Annotated in this window: 19 protein-coding genes; 11 read left to right on the top strand and 8 right to left on the bottom strand. The window is 70.7% G+C overall.

Going from position 1 to position 17,642, the window contains the following annotated elements:
• Positions 1-55 precede the first annotated feature (55 nt).
• Both ACYVAK_RS10090 and ACYVAK_RS10085 read left to right on the top strand, forming a co-directional pair.
• Positions 56-1,090: an efflux RND transporter periplasmic adaptor subunit gene (locus ACYVAK_RS10090; protein ID WP_461060453.1), complete on the top strand. Its 1,035-nt coding sequence runs from the start codon at positions 56-58 to the stop codon at positions 1,088-1,090.
• On the top strand, positions 1,087-4,269 hold the full coding sequence (locus ACYVAK_RS10085; protein WP_461060451.1) for an efflux RND transporter permease subunit: 3,183 nt from the start codon (positions 1,087-1,089) through the stop codon (positions 4,267-4,269). The genes ACYVAK_RS10090 and ACYVAK_RS10085 overlap by 4 nt, the downstream gene beginning before the upstream one ends.
• A 12-nt stretch (positions 4,270-4,281) precedes the next feature.
• Here the strand turns inward: ACYVAK_RS10085 and ACYVAK_RS10080 are convergent, their stop codons facing one another.
• Genes ACYVAK_RS10080 through ACYVAK_RS10070 form a run of 3 tightly spaced genes read right to left on the bottom strand, consistent with a single transcriptional unit; the run spans position 4,282 to position 5,854 of the window.
• Positions 4,282-5,175 carry an SAM-dependent methyltransferase gene (locus tag ACYVAK_RS10080; protein WP_461060449.1) on the bottom strand — a complete coding sequence of 298 codons (894 nt, stop codon included), beginning with the start codon at positions 5,173-5,175 and terminating at the stop codon, positions 4,282-4,284.
• A gap of 41 nt (positions 5,176-5,216) precedes the next feature.
• The gene (locus tag ACYVAK_RS10075) at positions 5,217-5,453 is read right to left on the bottom strand and encodes a DUF3297 family protein (protein WP_461060447.1); all 237 of its coding nucleotides are present in this window, start codon (positions 5,451-5,453) and stop codon (positions 5,217-5,219) included.
• Between the two features lie 59 nt (positions 5,454-5,512).
• Positions 5,513-5,854, bottom strand: a complete 342-nt coding sequence (locus ACYVAK_RS10070) for a zinc ribbon domain-containing protein YjdM (protein ID WP_461060445.1) — start codon at positions 5,852-5,854, stop codon at positions 5,513-5,515.
• Between the two features lie 303 nt (positions 5,855-6,157).
• Here ACYVAK_RS10070 and ACYVAK_RS10065 point away from each other — a divergent pair, with 303 nt between their 5' ends.
• From ACYVAK_RS10065 to ACYVAK_RS10055, 3 genes are read left to right on the top strand one after another with little or no spacing between them, the layout of a single operon-like run.
• Positions 6,158-7,279, top strand: coding sequence for an S-(hydroxymethyl)glutathione dehydrogenase/class III alcohol dehydrogenase (locus ACYVAK_RS10065; RefSeq protein WP_461060443.1), 1,122 nt, complete (start codon positions 6,158-6,160; stop codon positions 7,277-7,279).
• A 38-nt stretch (positions 7,280-7,317) separates the two neighbouring features.
• The gene (gene fghA, locus ACYVAK_RS10060; protein ID WP_461060562.1) at positions 7,318-8,148 is read left to right on the top strand and encodes an S-formylglutathione hydrolase; all 831 of its coding nucleotides are present in this window, start codon (positions 7,318-7,320) and stop codon (positions 8,146-8,148) included.
• A gap of 11 nt (positions 8,149-8,159) precedes the next feature.
• Positions 8,160-8,678 carry a YciI family protein gene (locus ACYVAK_RS10055; protein ID WP_461060441.1) on the top strand — a complete coding sequence of 173 codons (519 nt, stop codon included), beginning with the start codon at positions 8,160-8,162 and terminating at the stop codon, positions 8,676-8,678.
• A 21-nt stretch (positions 8,679-8,699) separates the two neighbouring features.
• Here ACYVAK_RS10055 and ACYVAK_RS10050 read toward each other — a convergent pair whose 3' ends face one another.
• Both ACYVAK_RS10050 and ACYVAK_RS10045 read right to left on the bottom strand, forming a co-directional pair.
• The gene (locus ACYVAK_RS10050) at positions 8,700-10,748 is read right to left on the bottom strand and encodes an amidohydrolase family protein (protein ID WP_461060439.1); all 2,049 of its coding nucleotides are present in this window, start codon (positions 10,746-10,748) and stop codon (positions 8,700-8,702) included.
• 44 nt (positions 10,749-10,792) lie between these two features.
• On the bottom strand, positions 10,793-11,392 hold the full coding sequence (locus ACYVAK_RS10045) for a lipocalin family protein (protein WP_461060437.1): 600 nt from the start codon (positions 11,390-11,392) through the stop codon (positions 10,793-10,795).
• Between the two features lie 111 nt (positions 11,393-11,503).
• Here ACYVAK_RS10045 and ACYVAK_RS10040 point away from each other — a divergent pair, with 111 nt between their 5' ends.
• The 4 genes from ACYVAK_RS10040 (at position 11,504) to ACYVAK_RS10025 (ending at position 13,846) form a co-directional block, all read left to right on the top strand.
• Entirely contained in the window at positions 11,504-11,779 is a 276-nt protein-coding gene (locus ACYVAK_RS10040) for a SemiSWEET family sugar transporter (RefSeq protein ID WP_461060435.1), read from the top strand.
• A gap of 80 nt (positions 11,780-11,859) precedes the next feature.
• Complete coding sequence (locus tag ACYVAK_RS10035) at positions 11,860-12,363, top strand: hypothetical protein (RefSeq protein ID WP_461060433.1); 504 nt, start codon at positions 11,860-11,862, stop codon at positions 12,361-12,363.
• Positions 12,356-13,072 (top strand): fused MFS/spermidine synthase, encoded by a 717-nt coding sequence (locus ACYVAK_RS10030; protein WP_461060431.1) that lies wholly within the window; start codon positions 12,356-12,358, stop codon positions 13,070-13,072. Before ACYVAK_RS10035 ends, ACYVAK_RS10030 begins: the two co-directional genes overlap by 8 nt.
• A gap of 138 nt (positions 13,073-13,210) precedes the next feature.
• Entirely contained in the window at positions 13,211-13,846 is a 636-nt protein-coding gene (locus ACYVAK_RS10025; RefSeq protein WP_461060429.1) for a hypothetical protein, read from the top strand.
• On the opposite strand, the gene ACYVAK_RS10020 is transcribed toward ACYVAK_RS10025, so the two are convergent.
• Entirely contained in the window at positions 13,811-14,206 is a 396-nt protein-coding gene (locus ACYVAK_RS10020) for a hypothetical protein (RefSeq protein ID WP_461060427.1), read from the bottom strand. The genes ACYVAK_RS10025 and ACYVAK_RS10020 overlap by 36 nt on opposite strands.
• 94 nt (positions 14,207-14,300) lie before the next feature.
• Between ACYVAK_RS10020 and ACYVAK_RS10015 the strand changes: the two genes are divergently transcribed.
• Together ACYVAK_RS10015 and ACYVAK_RS10010 are read left to right on the top strand one after the other, a co-directional pair.
• A complete protein-coding gene (locus ACYVAK_RS10015) occupies positions 14,301-14,594 on the top strand; it encodes a GNAT family N-acetyltransferase (RefSeq protein WP_461060425.1) in 294 nt (97 codons plus the stop codon).
• Positions 14,591-15,388, top strand: coding sequence for a DUF2189 domain-containing protein (locus ACYVAK_RS10010; protein WP_461060423.1), 798 nt, complete (start codon positions 14,591-14,593; stop codon positions 15,386-15,388). Before ACYVAK_RS10015 ends, ACYVAK_RS10010 begins: the two co-directional genes overlap by 4 nt.
• Here ACYVAK_RS10010 and ACYVAK_RS10005 read toward each other — a convergent pair.
• Positions 15,304-16,755, bottom strand: a complete 1,452-nt coding sequence (locus ACYVAK_RS10005) for a solute:sodium symporter family transporter (RefSeq protein ID WP_461060421.1) — start codon at positions 16,753-16,755, stop codon at positions 15,304-15,306. The genes ACYVAK_RS10010 and ACYVAK_RS10005 overlap by 85 nt on opposite strands.
• A 102-nt stretch (positions 16,756-16,857) precedes the next feature.
• Positions 16,858-17,580, bottom strand: coding sequence for an arylesterase (locus ACYVAK_RS10000; protein WP_461060419.1), 723 nt, complete (start codon positions 17,578-17,580; stop codon positions 16,858-16,860).
• Positions 17,581-17,642: the final 62 nt, after the last annotated feature.

Genomic DNA, 17,642 nt, shown 5'->3' with positions numbered 1-17,642 from the left:
GATCTTCACATGCGAATCCTCCCCCCCCGTTTCCCCAGCCGCGTTCGCGGCGCTTGTGTCCTGCGTCCTGCTGACCGCCTGCGGCAACGGCGCCCCGCCCGCCGGCACCCGAGCCGATGACGGCGAAGCGCGCCGTTCCCCGGTGCGGGCCTACACGGCGGCGCCGCGCACGCTCGACCGCAGCGTGCTCGTGGCCGGCACCGTGGAGCCGCTGCGCAGCATCCAGCTGGCCGCGCGCACCGATGGGGTGGTCGCCGAGGTCGCCGTCGAAGCGGGGGATCGCGTACGCGCCGGGCAGCGTCTCGCCCGCATCGATGTCAGCGAACAGCAGGCCGAGCTGGCCCGCGCCGAAGCCTCGCTGCGCGAGGCCCGTTCCAACCTCGAACGCCTGGAGGCGCTGCGCGAGCGCCGTTTCGTCGATGCGGCCAGCGCCCTCAGTGCCCGTGCCGCGCTGGAGGTGGCGGAGAGCGACGTCGAGCTGTGGCGCACCCGCGTGGCCTTCGGGTCCATCGACGCGAGCATCGATGGCGTGGTGATCGACCGCCTGATCGAGCCGGGGGCCGCGGTGGGCCGGCTGGCGCCCGCTTTCGAATTGGCCGACCTCGACCGGCTCGTACTGCGTGTGGGCGTCTCCGAGCTTGATGCGGCCGGCATCCGTCCCGGCGTGGCGGTGGACGTGGCCATCGATGCGCTCGGCGGCGAGACGGTGCCGGCGCAAGTGCGGCGGGTGTTCCCCGCGGCCGACCCCACCAGCCGGCTGGTGACGGTGGAACTCGATTTGCCGCAGGCCCACGCCCGGGGCGTGCGCCCCGGCTTCCTCGCGCGGGCGCGCTTCGCCATCGAGTCGCGGCAAGGCGTGCTGGCCGTGCCGGCCGCCGCGGTGGGCTTGGGCGAGCAGAGTTTTGTCATGGTGATTGGCGAGGACGGCGAGCTCGAGCGCCGCGAGGTCGCCACTGGCGTGGTGCGCGGCGATTGGCGCGAGATCACGGACGGCCTGCGCGCCGGCGAGACCATCGTCGCCACCAGCCCGCTGGACCTCGCCGCCGGTGACCGCGTGCGCGTGGTCGAGACGGTCGGGGACGACGCGTGAGCGGCAGCGGCTCGATCCGCGAGGAGGCCGCGCGGCGCTACCGCGGCCTCACCCATGCCGCCATCCGCCGCCCGATCGGCACGGCCGCCATCACCAGCGTCGTCCTGGTGCTGGGGCTGTTCTTCGCCACCCGACTGCCGGTCGACCTGCTCCCCGAAGTCGTCTACCCGCTGATCCGCGTCGATGTGTCCTATCCGGGCGTCGCGCCCGAGGTGATGGAGGAGCAGGTGACGCGTCCGCTGGAGCGCCAGCTCGCCTCCACGGAAGGGCTGACGCTGATGGCCAGCGAGGCGGAAGAGGGCATGACCGACGTCAGCCTGCTGTTCCGCTACGGCACCGACCTCGACATCGCCCTGCAGGACGCTTCGCGGCTGCTGGAGCGCGCGCGCGGCCAGCTGCCGGACGACATCGAGCCGCCGCGGCTGTCGAAGTTCGACCCCGGCGCCCAGCCGATCTTCGAAGCCGGCTTCTCGTCCGACCGGCGCAGCGCCCGCGAGGTGCGCGACTGGCTGGACAACCGCCTGGCGCCCCAGTTGCAGTCGATCCCCGGCGTGTCGGGAGTGCTCAGCGTCGGCGGCCAGGAGCGCGAGGTCGAGGTGGTGGTCGACCAGCAGCGGCTGCGTGCCTACGGCCTGAGCCTCGCCGACGTATCGGCCCAGCTCGCGGCGGAGAACCAGAACGTCTCCGCGGGCAACATCACCTCGAGCAGCCTCGACGTGCGCGCGCGCACCGAGGGGCGGTTCCGCTCCGCCGACGACATCGCCGCCGTGCTCCTGCGCATCCCGGGCAGCGACCAGCGCATCCGACTCGACGAGGTGGCCGAGGTGCGGGACGGCTTCCGCGAGCAGCGCGTGTTCGTCCGCCTCGACGGCGAAGCCGCGACCCAGCTGTCGGTGTTCAAACAGCCCGATGCCAATACGGTGCAGGTGGTCGACGACGTGCAGGCGCGGTTGGATTCGCTGCAGGCCTCCGGCTTCATCCCCGAGGACATCGTCTTCAGCACCACCCGCGATGGCGCCTACTTCGTCCGTGGTTCGGTCGAGTCGGTGGCCTCCGCGGCGATTCTGGGCGGCGTGCTCGCCATGGTCGTCGTGCTGTTCTTCCTTGGCAGCGTCCGCGGCAGCGTGGTGATCGGCCTGGCGATCCCCCTGTCGATCATGGCGACCTTCGCATTGATGGGGGCGTCGGGCCTGAGCTTGAATGTGATGAGCCTCGGTGGCTTGGCGCTGGGCATCGGCCTGCTGCTCGACAACGCCATCGTGATGCTCGAGAACATCGAGCGGCATCGGCGCGAGCAGGGAGAAGACCCTGAGCAGGCGGCCCATGCGGCCGCCGACGAAGTGATTTCGGCGGTCACCGCCGGCACGCTGACGAACCTCGCCGCCGTGCTGCCCTTCCTGTTCATCACCGGGCTGGCGACGCTGGTCTTCCGCGAGTTGCTGGTCACCATCTCGTTCGCCGTGGTCGCCTCGCTGGCGGTGGCGCTGACCCTCGTGCCGATGCTGGCCGCCCAGATGGCCAAGCTGCGCTTCCGCTCGGGCTTCGATCGCAGCCTCCCGTACCGCGCCTTCAGCCGCGGCATGGCCGCGGTCACCGACGGCTACCGGCGCCTGCTCGGCGCCTTGTTGCCGCATCGCGGCTGGGTGCTGGTCGCGGCCTTCGGCACCGTGTTGGCGGTGCTGCCGCTGGGGTCGCGATTGGGCAGCGAGTTCCTGCCGCAGCTCGACGACGGCAGCCTCAACGTGCGCCTCGCCCTGCCCGCCGGCACCACGCCCGAGCAGACCGACCGCGCGACCCGCCAGGTCGAAGCGGCACTGCGCGACCTGCCGCACGTGTCGAGCGTGTTCACCGTCTCCGGCGGCAACGTCTGGGGCGGCACGCTGTCGGAGCGGGCGGGACGCGGCTGGCTGGCGATCCAGCTGGAGGACGCCGCCGAGCGGCCGGACTGGCCCATCGGCCGCTGGGCGCGCGAGGCGCAGCGCCGGGTCGGGGCGCTGGACATCGCCGGTGCCGATGTCGCCGTGCGCACCAACGGCATCCGCGGCCTGAACTTCGGGCTCTCGGGCAACGACGTGGAGATCAAGGTGCTGGGCGAGGACCTGCCCACGCTGCAGCGGCTGGCCCGCGAGATCATCCGCGCCGTGGAGGACATCCCCGGCCTCGAGGCCGTGGAGATGGACGACGAGGACCGCACGCCCGCGCTGCAGATCGAGGTGGACCGCGAGCGCGCGGCGGCGCTGGGCCTCGACGTCCGCGCGGTCGCGCAGGCCCTGCGCCAGGCCGTGACCGGCACGGTGCCCACGCGCTACAGCACGGGTGTCAACGAGTACGACGTGCGGGTGCGCCTGCCGCGCGAGGAGGTCGAGAACCTCGATCGCCTGGGCGAAGTGATCGTCGCCAACGGCGCCAACGGACCGATCCAGGCCCGGCAGGTCGCGCGCTTCACCTTGGGCGAAGGGCCGGCCGAAATCGGCCGCGAGAACCAGCTGCGCATCCAGCGCATCGTCGGCGCGTTCAACACTTCGGAGAGCGACGTCGGCACGATCATGGCCGAAGTGCAGCGTCGCATCGCCACCATCGACATGCCGGAGCAGTACGGCGTGGCCCTGGGCGGGCAGTTCGAAACCGTGCAGGAAACCGAGCGCGAGATGAACATCGTCATCCTGCTCGCCGTTTTCCTTGTGTTGGTGGTGCTCGTGGTGCAGTACGAGCAGCTCACGAACCCGCTGGTGATCATGACGGCGGCGCCGCTGGCACTGGGCGGTGCCCTCGTGGCCCTTTGGCTCTCCGGCACGCCGCTTTCCGCGCCGGTCTTCCTGGGATCGGTGCTGTTGATCGGCATCGTCGTGAACAACGCGATCCTCCTGGTCGAGTACGTGGAGCAGGGGCGTGGCCGGGGATTGCCCGAGATGCAGGCGGTGATCGAGGCCGGCGCGGTGCGCCTCCGTCCGATCCTGATGACGACGCTCACCACCGTCGTCGGCATGTTGCCCCTCGCCATCGGCCTTGACGCCGGCGGCAGGCTGATGCAGCCGCTGGCCGTGGCGGTGGTCGGCGGCCTGATGTCCTCGATGCTGTTGACGCTCGTGGTCGTGCCCTGCCTCTACCTGGTGGCCCAGCCGATGGCACGCCGCGTCATCGAGGCCTTGACGATGCGGCGGGCCGCGACGACGGGCTAGCCTCGAAGGGCCTTACCGGAGCGGTCTGGCCCGTCGGGCGAAGGCCTTCGTCGCGAACACGCCGTCGAGCTTCCGCTCCGCGCGCAAGCCGGCTTTCTCGAGACGCTTGATGACCTCGCCCGGCACGTCGCGGCCGCTCGTCTTGGCGTTCGGCGCGCCGGTGTAGTGGAAGAGCGGCGCGCCGGGTTTCAGCACGCGCGCCAGCTGGTCGTAGAAGGCCTGCGAATACAGCTCGCCGGCGATCCCGAAGCGTGGCGGGTCGTGCAGGGCGGCGTCGAAATGCGCATCCGGCAGGGCGGCGATCGCCAGCGACACGTCGCCTTCGGTCAGCGTGAAGCGGCCGGCGTTCGCGGGGTCGTCGACGTCCGGCGACCACGGGTTCAGGCGCCGCAGCCATACGACGTCGGGGTTCTTCTCGAAGCTCTGCACGTGGGCCGCGCCGCTCGCCAGCGCGTGCGCCGCGTAGTAGCCGAGGCCGCCGCAGCAGTCGAGGATCCGCTTGCCCCGCGGCTGCACCAGCGCGACCTTGGTCGCGGCGTCGTCCCACGGCGAGACCTGCGCCGTCGGCAGCATCTTGATGCCGTCGATCTCGAAGGTGGGCGGGCCCCACTCGGTCGGGATCAGTTTGATCAGCGCGCGGCCGAAACGCTGTACCGGCTGCCAGTCGATCCCGCCGGCGCCCGTGGCCAGCGCGGCGTAGAAGCTCCGATCCTTGAAGACGTCGTCGGTGGCGGGCCAGGGCCAGGGCGCGCCGCCCCAGTGGAAGCCGTCGGCATCGATGTCGACCTCACCCTCGGTGCGGCCGGCGTCGAGCGAGCCGCGCCAGGTCGCGTCACCGCGTGCGCGCGCCGCGCGCAGCGCCTCGAGGGCGTCGCGCGTGAGCAGGGGCGAACGAAGGCGGCTCATGCCGGAGAGGCGAAGGCCTTGGGCGCGGCGGAGCCGGTGGCTCAGGTCAGGAAGCGCGCTTCGACTGTGCCCTTGAGCTTGATCGTCATCGGGCGGCCGCGGCGGTCGAGGGCCTTGCCGGCCGGCACGAGCACCCAGCCCTCGCTGATGCAGTACTCCTCGACATCGGTGCGCTCGTTGCCGTTGAAGCGGATGCCGATGCCGCGGTCGAGGGCGGCCGGGTCGTGGAACTTGGAGCGCGGGTCGTTCGAGAGGCGGTCGGGGACGAGGTCGGTCATGGCGAGGTCCGGACGAAGGGCAAGGGCGGAAAGGCGCGCATTCTACGCCCTGCGCGGCCTCAGGCCTTGCGCACGAACTCGGACTTCAGCTGCATCGCGCCGAAGCCATCGATCTTGCAGTCGATGTCGTGGTCGCCCTCGACGAGGCGGATGTTGCGCACCTTGGTGCCGACCTTGATCACCGATGACGAGCCCTTGATCTTCAGGTCCTTGATCAGGGTGACGGTGTCGCCGTCCTGCAGCACGTTGCCGTTGGCGTCCTTCCAGACCCGGGGCTCGGGGACATCGGCGTTGGCCGCATCGACCGTCCACTCGTGCCCGCATTCGGGACAGATGAACTGGCCACGGTCTTCGTAGGCGTAGGTCGAGCCGCAGCTCGGGCAGGGCGGCAGGGTGGACATGGTGGGCTCCGGGCGGGGGACGCCAGCTTAGTCCCCCCAAAACGACACGGGGCCGCAGAGCGGCGCCCAAAACGACACGGGGCCGCAGAGCGGCCCCGGGACGATGCCGCTGGCGAGGGCTCAGCGCGCGCTGCGCAGGCGGGCGGCGCGACGACGCGAGCGGGACTTCTTGTTGACGGACTTCTTCATGGCGAGGACCTGGTGGCGGGAAAGGACTGGCATTCTCCCATATCGGCCGCCCGCCTGCCCGGGCGCGACGGACGCAGGGGTTATCCTGCCGGCCTTGCCCCGGGAGCTCCGCCCATGAAAAGCCGTGCCGCCGTCGCCTTTGCCGCAGGCGAACCCCTGAAAGTCGTCGAGATCGATGTCGCCCCACCGCGCAAGGGCGAGGTGCTCGTGCGCATCACCCACACCGGTGTCTGCCACACCGACGCCTACACGCTGTCGGGCGATGACCCGGAGGGCCTGTTCCCGGCGGTGCTGGGCCACGAAGGCGCGGGGGTCGTGGTCGAGGTGGGCGAGGGCGTGACGAGCCTGAAGCCCGGTGACCACGTCATCCCGCTCTACACCGCGGAATGCCGCGAGTGCCTGTTCTGCACCAGCGGCAAGACCAACCTGTGCGTGGCCGTGCGCGCCACGCAGGGCAAGGGCGTGATGCCCGACGGCACCTCGCGCTTCAGCTACGAGGGCCAGCCGATCTTCCACTACATGGGCTGCAGCACCTTCAGCGAGTACACCGTGGTGGCCGAGGTGTCGCTGGCGAAAGTGAACCCCGACGCGAACCCCGAGCAGGTCTGCCTGCTCGGCTGCGGTGTCACCACGGGCTTGGGCGCCGTGAAGAACACCGCCAAGGTGCAGCCGGGCGACAGCGTCGCCGTGTTCGGCCTCGGCGGCATCGGCCTCGCGGTCGTGCAGGGTGCGAAGCAGGCGCAGGCCGGACGGATCATCGCCATCGATACCAACCCGTCGAAGTTCGCGCTGGCGAAGCGCTTCGGCGCGACCGACTGCGTGAACCCGAAGGATTTCGACAAACCGATCCAGCAGGTGGTGGTGGAGATGACCGGCTGGGGCGTGGACCACAGCTTCGAATGCATCGGCAACGTGCAGGTGATGCGCGCGGCGCTGGAATGCGCGCACCGCGGCTGGGGCCAGAGCGTGATCATCGGCGTGGCCGGTTCGGGGCAGGAGATCAGCACGCGGCCGTTCCAGCTCGTCACCGGGCGTCGCTGGCTGGGCACGGCCTTCGGCGGCGTGAAGGGCCGCACGCAGCTCCCGGGCATGGTCGAGGACGCGATGGCCGGTCGCATCGATCTCGCGCCTTTCGTGACGCACACGATGCCGCTGGAGCGAATCAACGAGGCCTTCGACCTGATGCACGAAGGGAAGTCGATCCGCAGCGTCATCCATTACGGAGCGCCGGCATGACGGCCGCCGCGCCTTTCCATTTCGCCGTGCCCGCCGGCCTGCAGCGCCTCGAACACCGCGCCTGCTTCGGCGGCTGGCAGGACGTGTACCAGCACGACTCGACGGCCACCGGCACCTCGATGCGCTTCGGCGTGTACCTGCCGCCGCAGGCCGCGCACGGCCCCTGCCCGGTGCTCTACTGGCTCTCGGGCCTCACCTGCACCGAGCAGAACGTCATCACCAAGGCCGGCGTGCAGCGCTATGCCGCGGAGCACGGACTGATCGTCGTGGCGCCGGACACCAGCCCGCGCGGCGAGGGCGTGGCCGATGCCGACCGCTACGACCTCGGGCAGGGCGCGGGCTTCTACGTGGATGCCACGCAAGCGCCGTGGGCCCCGCACTACCGGATGCAGACCTACGTGGCGCAGGAGCTGCCGGCGCTCGTCGAGGCGTTGTTCCCGGCCAACGACCGCCGTGCCATCAGCGGCCACTCGATGGGCGGACACGGCGCGCTGGTGACGGCGCTGCGCCACCCCGGGCGCTACCGCAGCGTCTCGGCGTTCGCGCCCATCAGCGCGCCCACGCAGGTGCCGTGGGGCCAGGAAGCGCTGGGGGCCTACCTCGGTGAGGATCGCGACGCGTGGAAGGCCTATGACGCCTGCGAGCTGATCGCGCGAGCGACGGAGCGCCTGCCGCTGCGCGTCGACCAGGGCCTCGACGACGAGTTCATCGATCGCAGCCTGCGCCCCGCGCTGTTGAAGGCCGCGTGCGAAAAGGCCGGGCACCCGCTCGACCTGCGCCTCCGTGCCGGCTACGACCACAGCTATTACTTCGTGGCCAGCTTCATCGGCGAACACGTCGCCTACCACGCGGCCGCACTGACGGCCTGAAGGAGACCGCCATGCGCCTGATCCGCCTGCCAAGCCTCTTCGCGATGACCGCTTGGATCGGACTGGCGTCCGTTGCCGCGCTGGCATCCGACACGCCGGCCTCGACCGACGCCTCCGCCGCGCCGATCGCGGCCTTCGATGCCGAACTCGCCAAGACGCATGGCGCCGACGAGCGCGGCATGCGCCGCTATGTGCTGGTGGTGCTGAGGACCGGCCCTACGCGCGTGCCGGACGGCGAGGCGCGCACGGCGATGTTCGCGGGGCACATGGCGAACATCCAGCGCCTGGTGAAAGCGGGGAAGCTCGCCGTCGCCGGGCCGTTCATGCCCAGCGACTCCGGGTGGCGTGGCCTCTTCATCTTCGCGGTCGAGAGCGTCGAGGAAGCGAAGGCGCTCACCGACACCGACCCCGTGATCGTCAACGGCGAGATGGTCGCCGAGTACCACCCGTGGTACGGCTCGGCGGCGCTGATGGCCACCGCCGGGCTGCACGAGCGGATGGTGCCGCCGCCGCCGGCGAAGGCGGACTGAGCCCGCCCTCGCGCGCTCGCCTCAGCGCGCCGCCGTCGTGGCGGCCGCCTCGGCCTGCGGCACCTGCACCGCGGGCGCCGTCGAGAACGGCCGGATGCCGAAGCGCGGGTACAGCTCGCTCGGGAAGTACACCACGCCGTCCTTGACCACCATGCGGGCGTTCTTCAGCTCGCTCAGGGATTCGGTCGGGTCACCGGGCACGAGGAAGAAGTCGGCCAGCTTGCCGCGCTCGATGCTGCCGAGCTGCTGGTCCTCGCCGAGGTACTCCGCCATGTCGATCGTCGCGCGGCGCAGGGCCTGCGCCGGCGTGAAGCCGACCTGCTGGAACAGCTGCAGTTCGCGATGGAAGGCGAGGCCACCGCCCAGGTCGGTGCCCGGGATCAGGAACACGCCGCGCTGGTGCATCTCGCGCACGCCGTCGAGGATCTTGCGGTAGGCGCCGGCATAGGCCTCGCGATCACCCGGCGCGCTCATGTCGCTCCACGCCCGTTTGGCGTTGCGCTGGGCGCCGACGGGCAGGTTCTCGATCCACTCGGCTTGGCCGCTCGGCACCTGGCCGTCCTGGTTGAGCAGCAGGTTTTCGTGGATGGCCAGCGTCGGCTCGACGGCGACCTTCTTCGCGACGATGGCATCCATGGTCTTGCGGACGCGCGGCGAAGCGAGGTCCAGCTGGTCGAGGCGCTTCAGTGCAGTCAGGCGGAGCAGGGTGCGGGTGTCTTCTTCCGGCGTCAGCACCCAGCCCAGCATCACCTGGTTGATGTGGGTGAGCTCGTCGTAGCCGGCGGCGATCATCGCGTCGGCATTGGTGAAGGCCGGGATGTGGCCCGAAACGCGCAGGCCGAGGCGATGCGCTTCCGCGGCGGCGGCGGCCGACCATGCCGGGTTCATGCTGTTGTAGAGCTTGATCTGCGGGAAGCCGCGGGCCGCGTACCAGCGCACCGCTTCCAGCGCCTGCGACTGGCTGCTGACGAGGTAGCCGTTGTTCGAATTGAACGGGCTGCGACCCTCGATGAAGCCGGCGCGGGTGATGCGCGGGCCGGCGAGCTTGCCGGACTCGATGTTCTCGATCAGGCGATCGAGCACGTCGTTGTCGTTGCCCATGTCGCGCACCGAGGTGATGCCGGCGGCGAGGTTGAGGACCGTGCGGTTCTGGCCGATGTGGCCGTGCATCTCGTACAGGCCCGGCACCAGCGTGCCACCTTCGCCCTCGACGATGACCTCCGGCCCGGTGCCGGTGGCGTCGAGCGGCTGGATGCCGCTGATGCGGTTGCGGTAGACGACCACGCTGACCGGTTCCGAGCGCGTGCCGGTCTTCGGGTCGAACACCCGCACGTTGCGGATGCGGATCGGGTGTTCGTAGCGATGGGCCACCTCGGCCTGCATCGCGATGAAGCGCTGTTCGCCGAGCTCGACGGTGAGCTGGCGCAGCCGCTCGGCATCGCCCTCGTAACCCTCGCGGATCAGCAGGCCGCGCGTGGCCAGCACCGCGAACAGGTCGCCGTCGGCCTCGACCAGCAGGTGCGTCGGATCGAGGTCGAGGCCCGAGAGCGTGACGCGCTGGACCGTCTGCTTCGCGGAGCCGGTGCCGACGTCCAGCGTGTCGCCCTTCTCGAGGCGCAGTTCGCCGCCGGGCAGGGTGGCGATGCGGCCGTCGGCATCCGCCATCAGCGCGCGGGCGTAGACGCCCAGCGCCCAGGGCGTGCCGCTCTGGCCGATGTACAGCGCGCCGCTGGCGTCGGCCGCCTCGCCGGTGCCCACGGCGTCCGTCCACGTGGCCTTGCCGTCGGCGACGGCGAAGCGCTCGTCGACCCTGCTGCCGAAGGTCGTGGCACCGGAGATCGACCACTCGACCGGAAGCCCGGCCTCGGAGAGGCGCAGCGTTTCCTTCATCGTCGGGCCGCGGCCGTTGTCCTTGACGTCGTAGTCGACGCTGACCGTGTCGCCGTCCACCGTGGCGTGCAGGTGGCCGATGGTGGCCTCTGGCGTCAGCACGACGTAGCGCTGGGTCTCGGCGGCTTCGGCGGTGCCGAGCGCGAGGGCGAGTGCGGCGAAGAGCAGGGTCGATCGCATGGCGTGGTGTCCTCCCGTGGAGGCCGCACTGTAACCGTGTCGTCCTACGGGGCGGCCCTCCGGGCGCGCTGGCGCGGATCGACGATGAGGTCGTCCAGCCGGTAGCCGCGGGCTTCGGCACGCTGGCGGATGCGCTCGAACAGCGCCGGATCGAGCGTGGTGTCCCGCGCGAGGATCCACATCGCGCCCTGGCCCGGGCCACCGACCACCGCCCAGCCGTAGTCCGGATCGAGGTCCACCACCCAGTAGTCGGCCCAGACCATCGGCACCCAACCCAGCCACCGGGGGGCAAAGCGCACTTCCAGCGCCCCGCCGCCCGCGGCCCGGCGCGCGGCACCGGTCGATTCGATGATGCCGTCGCCGGTACGGCAGGCGTTGCGGACGTCGACGCCACCGTCCGGGCGCAGGGTGTACGTGGCCGTCGTGTCGCCGACGCACTTCCGCTGGAAGAACATCGGCAGCCGGGCCACCTCGTGCCAGCGGCCGGCATAGCGCACCAGGTCGAGGTCGGACACCGGGGCGTTGGCGGTCCCGGAGGACAGCGGGGCGGGCAGGGCGGCCGTCGCGGCGGCGGCTCGCGCGGCACCGGCCACGCCAAGGACCAGGAGCAGGAGCAGTACCAGGAGGGCGGGGTGCCGTGGCATCGGTGTGGGGTTTGGAACGAACGTGGCCCAGCCTGCGCGCGCATGCGTCCAAGGGCCGTGCAGGCCGCCGGATGATTGAGCCGGATGCCGTGCCTCGGGCATCGTGTGGCGATGGACTTCCCCACCGCCCTCGGCCTCGGCGCCGCCTTCCTCACCAGCGTCGCCTTCGTGCCGCAAGTCGTGCGCAACTTCCGTCGCAAGCACGTCGACGACCTGTCCTTCTCGACCTTCGGCACCTTCAGCCTTGGCGTCCTGCTCTGGCTGGTCTACGGCGTGATGATCGGGAGCCTTCCGATCATCCTCGCCAATGTCTTCACGCTGGGGGTCAACGCCCTGAACCTCTGGCAAATGTGGGCCTATCGTCGCCCTCCCCGCGGCCCGTCCTGATGGAAGCGCGGCGGCCTGCACGACGAAATGCTCGCGCAGCGGTTACGCTCGCGGCCCTGATTCCACTGGAGGAGGCCCCGATGCGCACCACCCGTTCCGTCCTGGCCATGGTCGTGGCCGCCGCCCTGGCCGGTCCGGCGCTCGCCGAAGACGTCGCCCAAGGCGCGTTGCAGCTCACGGACAAGCAGACCTTCCTCCTGCCCATCGACGAGCCCGGGAATCGCCTGCCGGAATACCCGGCGGACATCCTCGCGCAGCAGCAGGTGCCCTCGCGCGCCATCTGCATGCGGGTGGACATCGATGAAGAAGGCGCGGTGAGCTACACCGGCCCGGTGGTCCGCGAGCCGGAGTGCCCCGCGGTCACGGAGCTGAGCAAGCAGTTCGTCGACGTCTCCGTCGCGGCGCTGTCCACGTGGCGCTTCGAGCCGGCCGTCGTGTGCACCTTCCGCAGTACCGCCGCGAAGGAAGCCGCCGGCATGAGCTGCGATGGTGGCCGGGAAAAGCCGCAAGCCACCAGCCTCATGTTCCGCCTGCTGTTCAACCAGGTCGACGGCAAGGGCGTGGTCTTCCTGCAGCGTGGCTGAGAAGCGCGGGGTCCCCTTCATCCTCCAGGGGTGGCGCACGCGGGAGCTGCGCTTCGCCGAGGGCACCGCCCAGAGCCGGATGTCGCGTTGGGCCCCGGACCGCCTCGTCGTCGATTACACGCGGACGATGCTGGGGGCGTTGGCCGTCGTGCCGGCGCCAGGCCGCGTCGTGATGGTGGGGTTGGGCGGTGGCTCCCAGGCGAAGTTCCTCCATCGCCACGTGGTCGGACTCCATCTCGACGTGGTCGAGATCAACCCGGAGGTCATCGCCCTGCGTCGCGCGTTCCGGATCCCGGACGACGACGCGCGGTTCCGCGTTGTGCAGGCGGACGCCGCGGAGTGGCTGAAGGGCCAGACGGCCTCCGTCGACCTGCTGTTGGTCGACGGCTACGACACCAGCGGTATCCCGGCCGCGCTGTCGACCCAGCGCTTCTACAACGACTGCCGGGCCTGCCTCCGGCCCGCAGGCGTCGCGGCATTCAATCTGTACGACACGGCACACGCTGTGCATCTCCAACGCCTGCGGGTCGCTTTCGGCCCCGCGAACGTCGCGGTCGTCGAGGAATCACGACAGAGCAACCGCGTGGCCTTCGCGTGGGCCGGCGCGCTGGCCGCCGCCGGCGCGCCGACGTCGCTCTCGCGCGCCGGGCAGCGCGAGCTTCGCGAGGCGCTCGACACCGTGCGTTCCCGGATCGGCGAGGGCCGCTAGGGCCCTCGACGGGCGGCACGCCCTCGTGCCGCGCCCCTTCCGTCGCAGGCTCCCGACGGACCGGCGTCCACGATGATCGCGCTAAACTGCAGGCCCGCTGCCGGGTGTCCGGCGCGCGGGCCGAATCGAGGAACCGCCGTGAACACGCCCCAGGTGCCCCAGTCCGGGCCGCCGATCTCCGACGCCAACCGGTTCACGCAGAAGCGTGCCGGAGCGAAAACGTTCTTCGAGTTCGGCGAGGAGTCGCTCCGCTATGGACTGGACGACGGCAGCGCCTCGCGCACGTGGACCATCGAGTACGCCGAGCTGGCGGTCGAACGCGAGCGATTCGTCGAACGCAATACCTGGTGGCGCAACGTCGGTGCGATCTGGGCCGTGCTCGGCGCGGTACTGACCTCGATGGACTGGGCGAAAACGCAGGTTTTCGGCCTGTCGATCTGGCTGCCGCTGGGGGCGGCCTGCCTCGTCTGGTACGCGCTGCGCATCCGTCGCTACGTGGTGGTGCCGTCCCCGCGCGCGAACGTGTTGGTGATCGATGACCCCTCCGCGGCCGCCATCCTCGCCGAGATCGACCGCCGCCGCGCCGCGCAGCTGCGCGATCGGTTCGACTACCTCAGCCCCGACGAGAGCCCGGAGCAGCAGCGCCACCGCGTGCTGTGGCTGCAGCGCCAAGGGTCGCTCGACGACCACGAGGTCTCGGCGCGCCTGCTGCAGATCGACCTGATGGCGCAGAGCCCCTCAGCGGACCCGCGGCAGGGCGAGCGCGACGAGTAGGGCCGCGCCGCAGGCGACGAAGGCGAGGTAGTGGGTGTTGAAGTCGCGAAGTGCGAAGGCCGCGAGGCCATAGCCCGTCCAGGCGAGCCCGAGCGGCCAGAGGGTTGGCGGGTGCACGGGGTCGTCGCGCCAGGCCCGCCAAGCCTGCCCGCCGACGACGGCGCCGCTGGCCAGCATCATCACCGTGCCGAAGGCCCAAGCGCTGCCGATGGCGCCGATGAGGCGCGCATCCGCCCCCAGCGCCGACAGGCCCTCCCGGAAATGTGGCCATGCCCCGAGGGCGTGCGGCAGGCTGCACAGGGCCATGCCGAGTGCGGCGAGAACAAGCAGTAGCGGGGCGGCGCGACGGGGTGGCGGCATGGGCGGGCAGGCGTGGGGCAAGGCCGCAGCATAAGCGCGGGGATCGGTGTTCAATACGTGGGCGGCGGCGTCGCCGTGTTTCCAGGGGTCGGGAATGGCCGATGCACTGCACATCATCCACCGTCCCGAGCGCGAGCGCTTCGAAGCGCAGCTCGACGGCCACGGTGGCGTGCTCCGCTACCTGCTTCGGCGGGGCGAAGGCCGTCCCGTCATGGTGATTCCGTCCGTCGTCGTCGATCCTGCCATCGAGGGCCGTGGGGTCGCTGGCGCGCTCACGCGGGCCGCGCTCGAATGGGCCCGTACCGAAGACGTGCGGGTCGATCCGCTCTGCCCCTACGTCGAGGCGTGGCTGTGCCGCCATCCCGAGTTCGCCGGGCGGCGTGCATGAGCGCGCCCACGCCCGCGCCCTTTGTGGTGCCTTGCCGCGACCTCTCCCCGTCCGCACCGCTGCGTTGGCTCGCTGCGGGATGGCGCGACCTCGTGCGGGCGCCGCTGTTGACGGCGGGCTTCGGAGGCCTCGTCGTCATCGTGAGCCTCGGCGTCGCGGTGATGGCTTGGCAGCTGGGCCGATTCGCGCTGCTGGCGGCCTTGTTGTCCGGGTTCGTGTTCGTCGCCCCGCTGATCGGCGTCGGGCTCTACGGCGTCAGCCGCGCCCTCGAGCGCGGCGAAGTCCCGCGCTTCAAGGACTGCTTCGCGCTGGTGCGCCGCGTCGTCGGGCAGGCAGGCGTGTTCGCGCTCGTGCAGATGGTGATCCTGCTGCTCTGGTCGCGCGCCGGCATGATGGTGAACGCCTTCGTGCCACTCGAGGACGGCAGCCTCGCCTCGCTGCTGGAGTTCCTCGCGCTCGGCTCGCTGTTCGGCTCGGTGTTCGCCGTGGCCACGTTCGCCATCGCGGCATTCTCGTTGCCGATGATCGCCGACCGTGACGTCGACATGGTCACCGCCGGGATCTCCAGCGTGAACGCGGTGCTGCGCAACAAGGGCGCCGCGCTGGCCTGGGCGGCGCTGATCGCCCTGCTGACGGCGCTGGGACTGGCGACGGCATTCGTTGGCCTGGGCATCGTGATGCCTTGGCTCGCCTATGCGGCCTGGCACGGTTACCGCGAGGCGCTGGACGCTTCCGCTTGGCCCTTGCTCGAGGCGGACGGCGCCGGGCCCGGCAGCACACGGTCGAGCGCATAGATCATCGCGATGGTGCTGGTGAGGGTGATCGCCATCAGGTGGATGTAGTGCAGGCCGAAGGGCTGCCAGGCGAAGGTGAACACCGCATACAGCCCGACGCCGAACAGCAGGCCCGTCCGCAGCGCGATCGACAGCACGCGTCGGCCCACCACCGCCACGAGGAAGGCGGCGAGCACGGGCATAGAGTACAGACCGTTCATCTTCTGCATCGTCGCGACGATGCTCTCGGCGTTCTGGTAGAGCGGCACCAGCGCCACCGCGCCAACGGCGAACACGGCGGCGACGCCCTGTCCGACACGCTTCAGGTCGGCCTGCGGGTTCACGTGCTTCACGTGGAGGTCCATGGTGTACAGCGCGGCCGCCGAGTTCAGACAGGAATTGAAGCTCGACAGCACGGCGCCGAAGATCATCGCGGCGAAGGCGCCGGCCAGCCACGGCGGCAGCACGTCGGCCACGAGGCGGCCGTAGGTCACGTCGCCCACGTCGCCGTAGAGCTTGTAGGCCAAGACGCCCGGCACGACGACGATCAGCGGCATCAGCAGCTTGATCGCGGCGGCGGCGTAGATGCCCTTCTGCGCTTCGCGCATGGTCGGCGCGGCCAGCGCGCGCTGGGCGATCACCATGTTCGTGCCCCAGTAGAACAGGTGGATGAAGACCATGCCGGTGAGCAGGGTCGGCCATGGGATGTCCGATTCCGGACCGCCGATCAGCGTGAGGCGTTCCGCCGGGATGCCGGAAAGGTCGAAGTCGATGGCCTTGAAGGCGAAGAAGGTTACGAGCAGGCCCATGACGCCCAGCATCACGCCGTTGTAGGTGTCTGAGATGGCAATGGCGCGGAGGCCGCCGAACGCCGCGTACGCGAGGCCGGCCAGCGCGTAGACGATGGCGATGGCGAGGACCGAGGCCTCGAGTGCGAACATCGACTTCAGGAACACCGCGCCGGTGTACAGCACCACCGGCAGCAGGATGAAGAGGTAGCCGAGCAGGAACAGGATGGATACCGCGCTGCGGATGCTGGCGTCGCCCAGGCGCTTCTCGAGCAGTTCAGTCGTGGTGGTGCAACCGTGCCGGTAGTACATCGGCACCAGGACGTGGGCGAGGATCACCAGCCCCACCGCGGCGCCGATCTCCCACCAGGCCGTCAGCATGACCTGCGTGCCGTTCATGCCGACGATCTGCTCGGCGCTGATGTTGGTGAGCAGCAGCGAGCCGGCGATGAAGGGCCAGGTCAGCGTGCCGCCGGCGAGGAAGACCTCCTTGGAAGCGTCCGTTGCAGGCACCTCGCGGCGGCAGCGCCACCAGGTCAACAGCGCGATGGCGGCCGTCAGGCCGATGAAGATCCCCCACTGGATGGCGCCGGCGCCCATTTGAGTCCCCCGAACCGATGTCCGGGAACGCTAGCGGGTTGTGCCCGCGAAGCCCAGTGGCGCCGACGTCTTCAGCCCGCCGATGCGCCGGGCAACGTCGCCTCAGTCAGCGAGCATCGGCCCCAGCGTGCGCCACACGTGGTCCGCGAGCACCGGCTGCGCCTCGGCGGTCGGATGCAGGCGGTCGCTCTGGAACGAGGCTTCGTCGAAGGCGATCGGTTCGAGCAGGAAGGGCAGGTGGCTCGCGCCTTCGGCTTGGGCGATCTCGCCGAACATCGCGAAGAAGGCCTCCGTGTAGTCCGGGCCGTAGTTCGGCGGCAGGCGCATGCCCACCACCAGCACCTCGGCACCGGAGGCCTTCGAGGCCCGCACCATGCGTTCGAGGTTCGCGCGCGACTCCTCCAGCGGCAGGCCGCGCAACCCGTCGTTGGCGCCGAGCTCGATGACCACGAGGGACGGCCGGTGCTCGGCCAGCGCCGCGTCGATGCGCGAGGCGCCGCCCGCGGTGGTCTCGCCGCTGATCGAGGCATTGACCATCCTGAAGCCCGGGGCCTCGATGCGCAGCCGGGCGTCGAGCAGCGCCACCCAGCCCTGTTCCGCGGCGAGGTTGTAGGCCGCCGAGAGCGAATCGCCCATCACCAGCACGGTGCGGGCCTCGGCGTTCGCGACGGTGCCATTGGCGGCCGCTGGCGCGGGCGCCGTGGCTTGCACCATGGCGGGCGCGGCCGGCGCGTCGGTCTCGGAGGGGGCGCGGTCCTCGGTCTGGCCGCAGGCCGCCAACCCTGCCGAAAGGCCCATGCCGAGCAGCAGCGCGCGCAGCACCATGACGCCCTGTAGAGCCTGCCGCACGCAGAGTGCGCCCTGAACTTTGCTGGATGACCGCATCC

The organism is Silanimonas algicola, from assembly GCF_054777375.1.
This window is presented reverse-complemented; position numbering and strand designations above follow the sequence as displayed.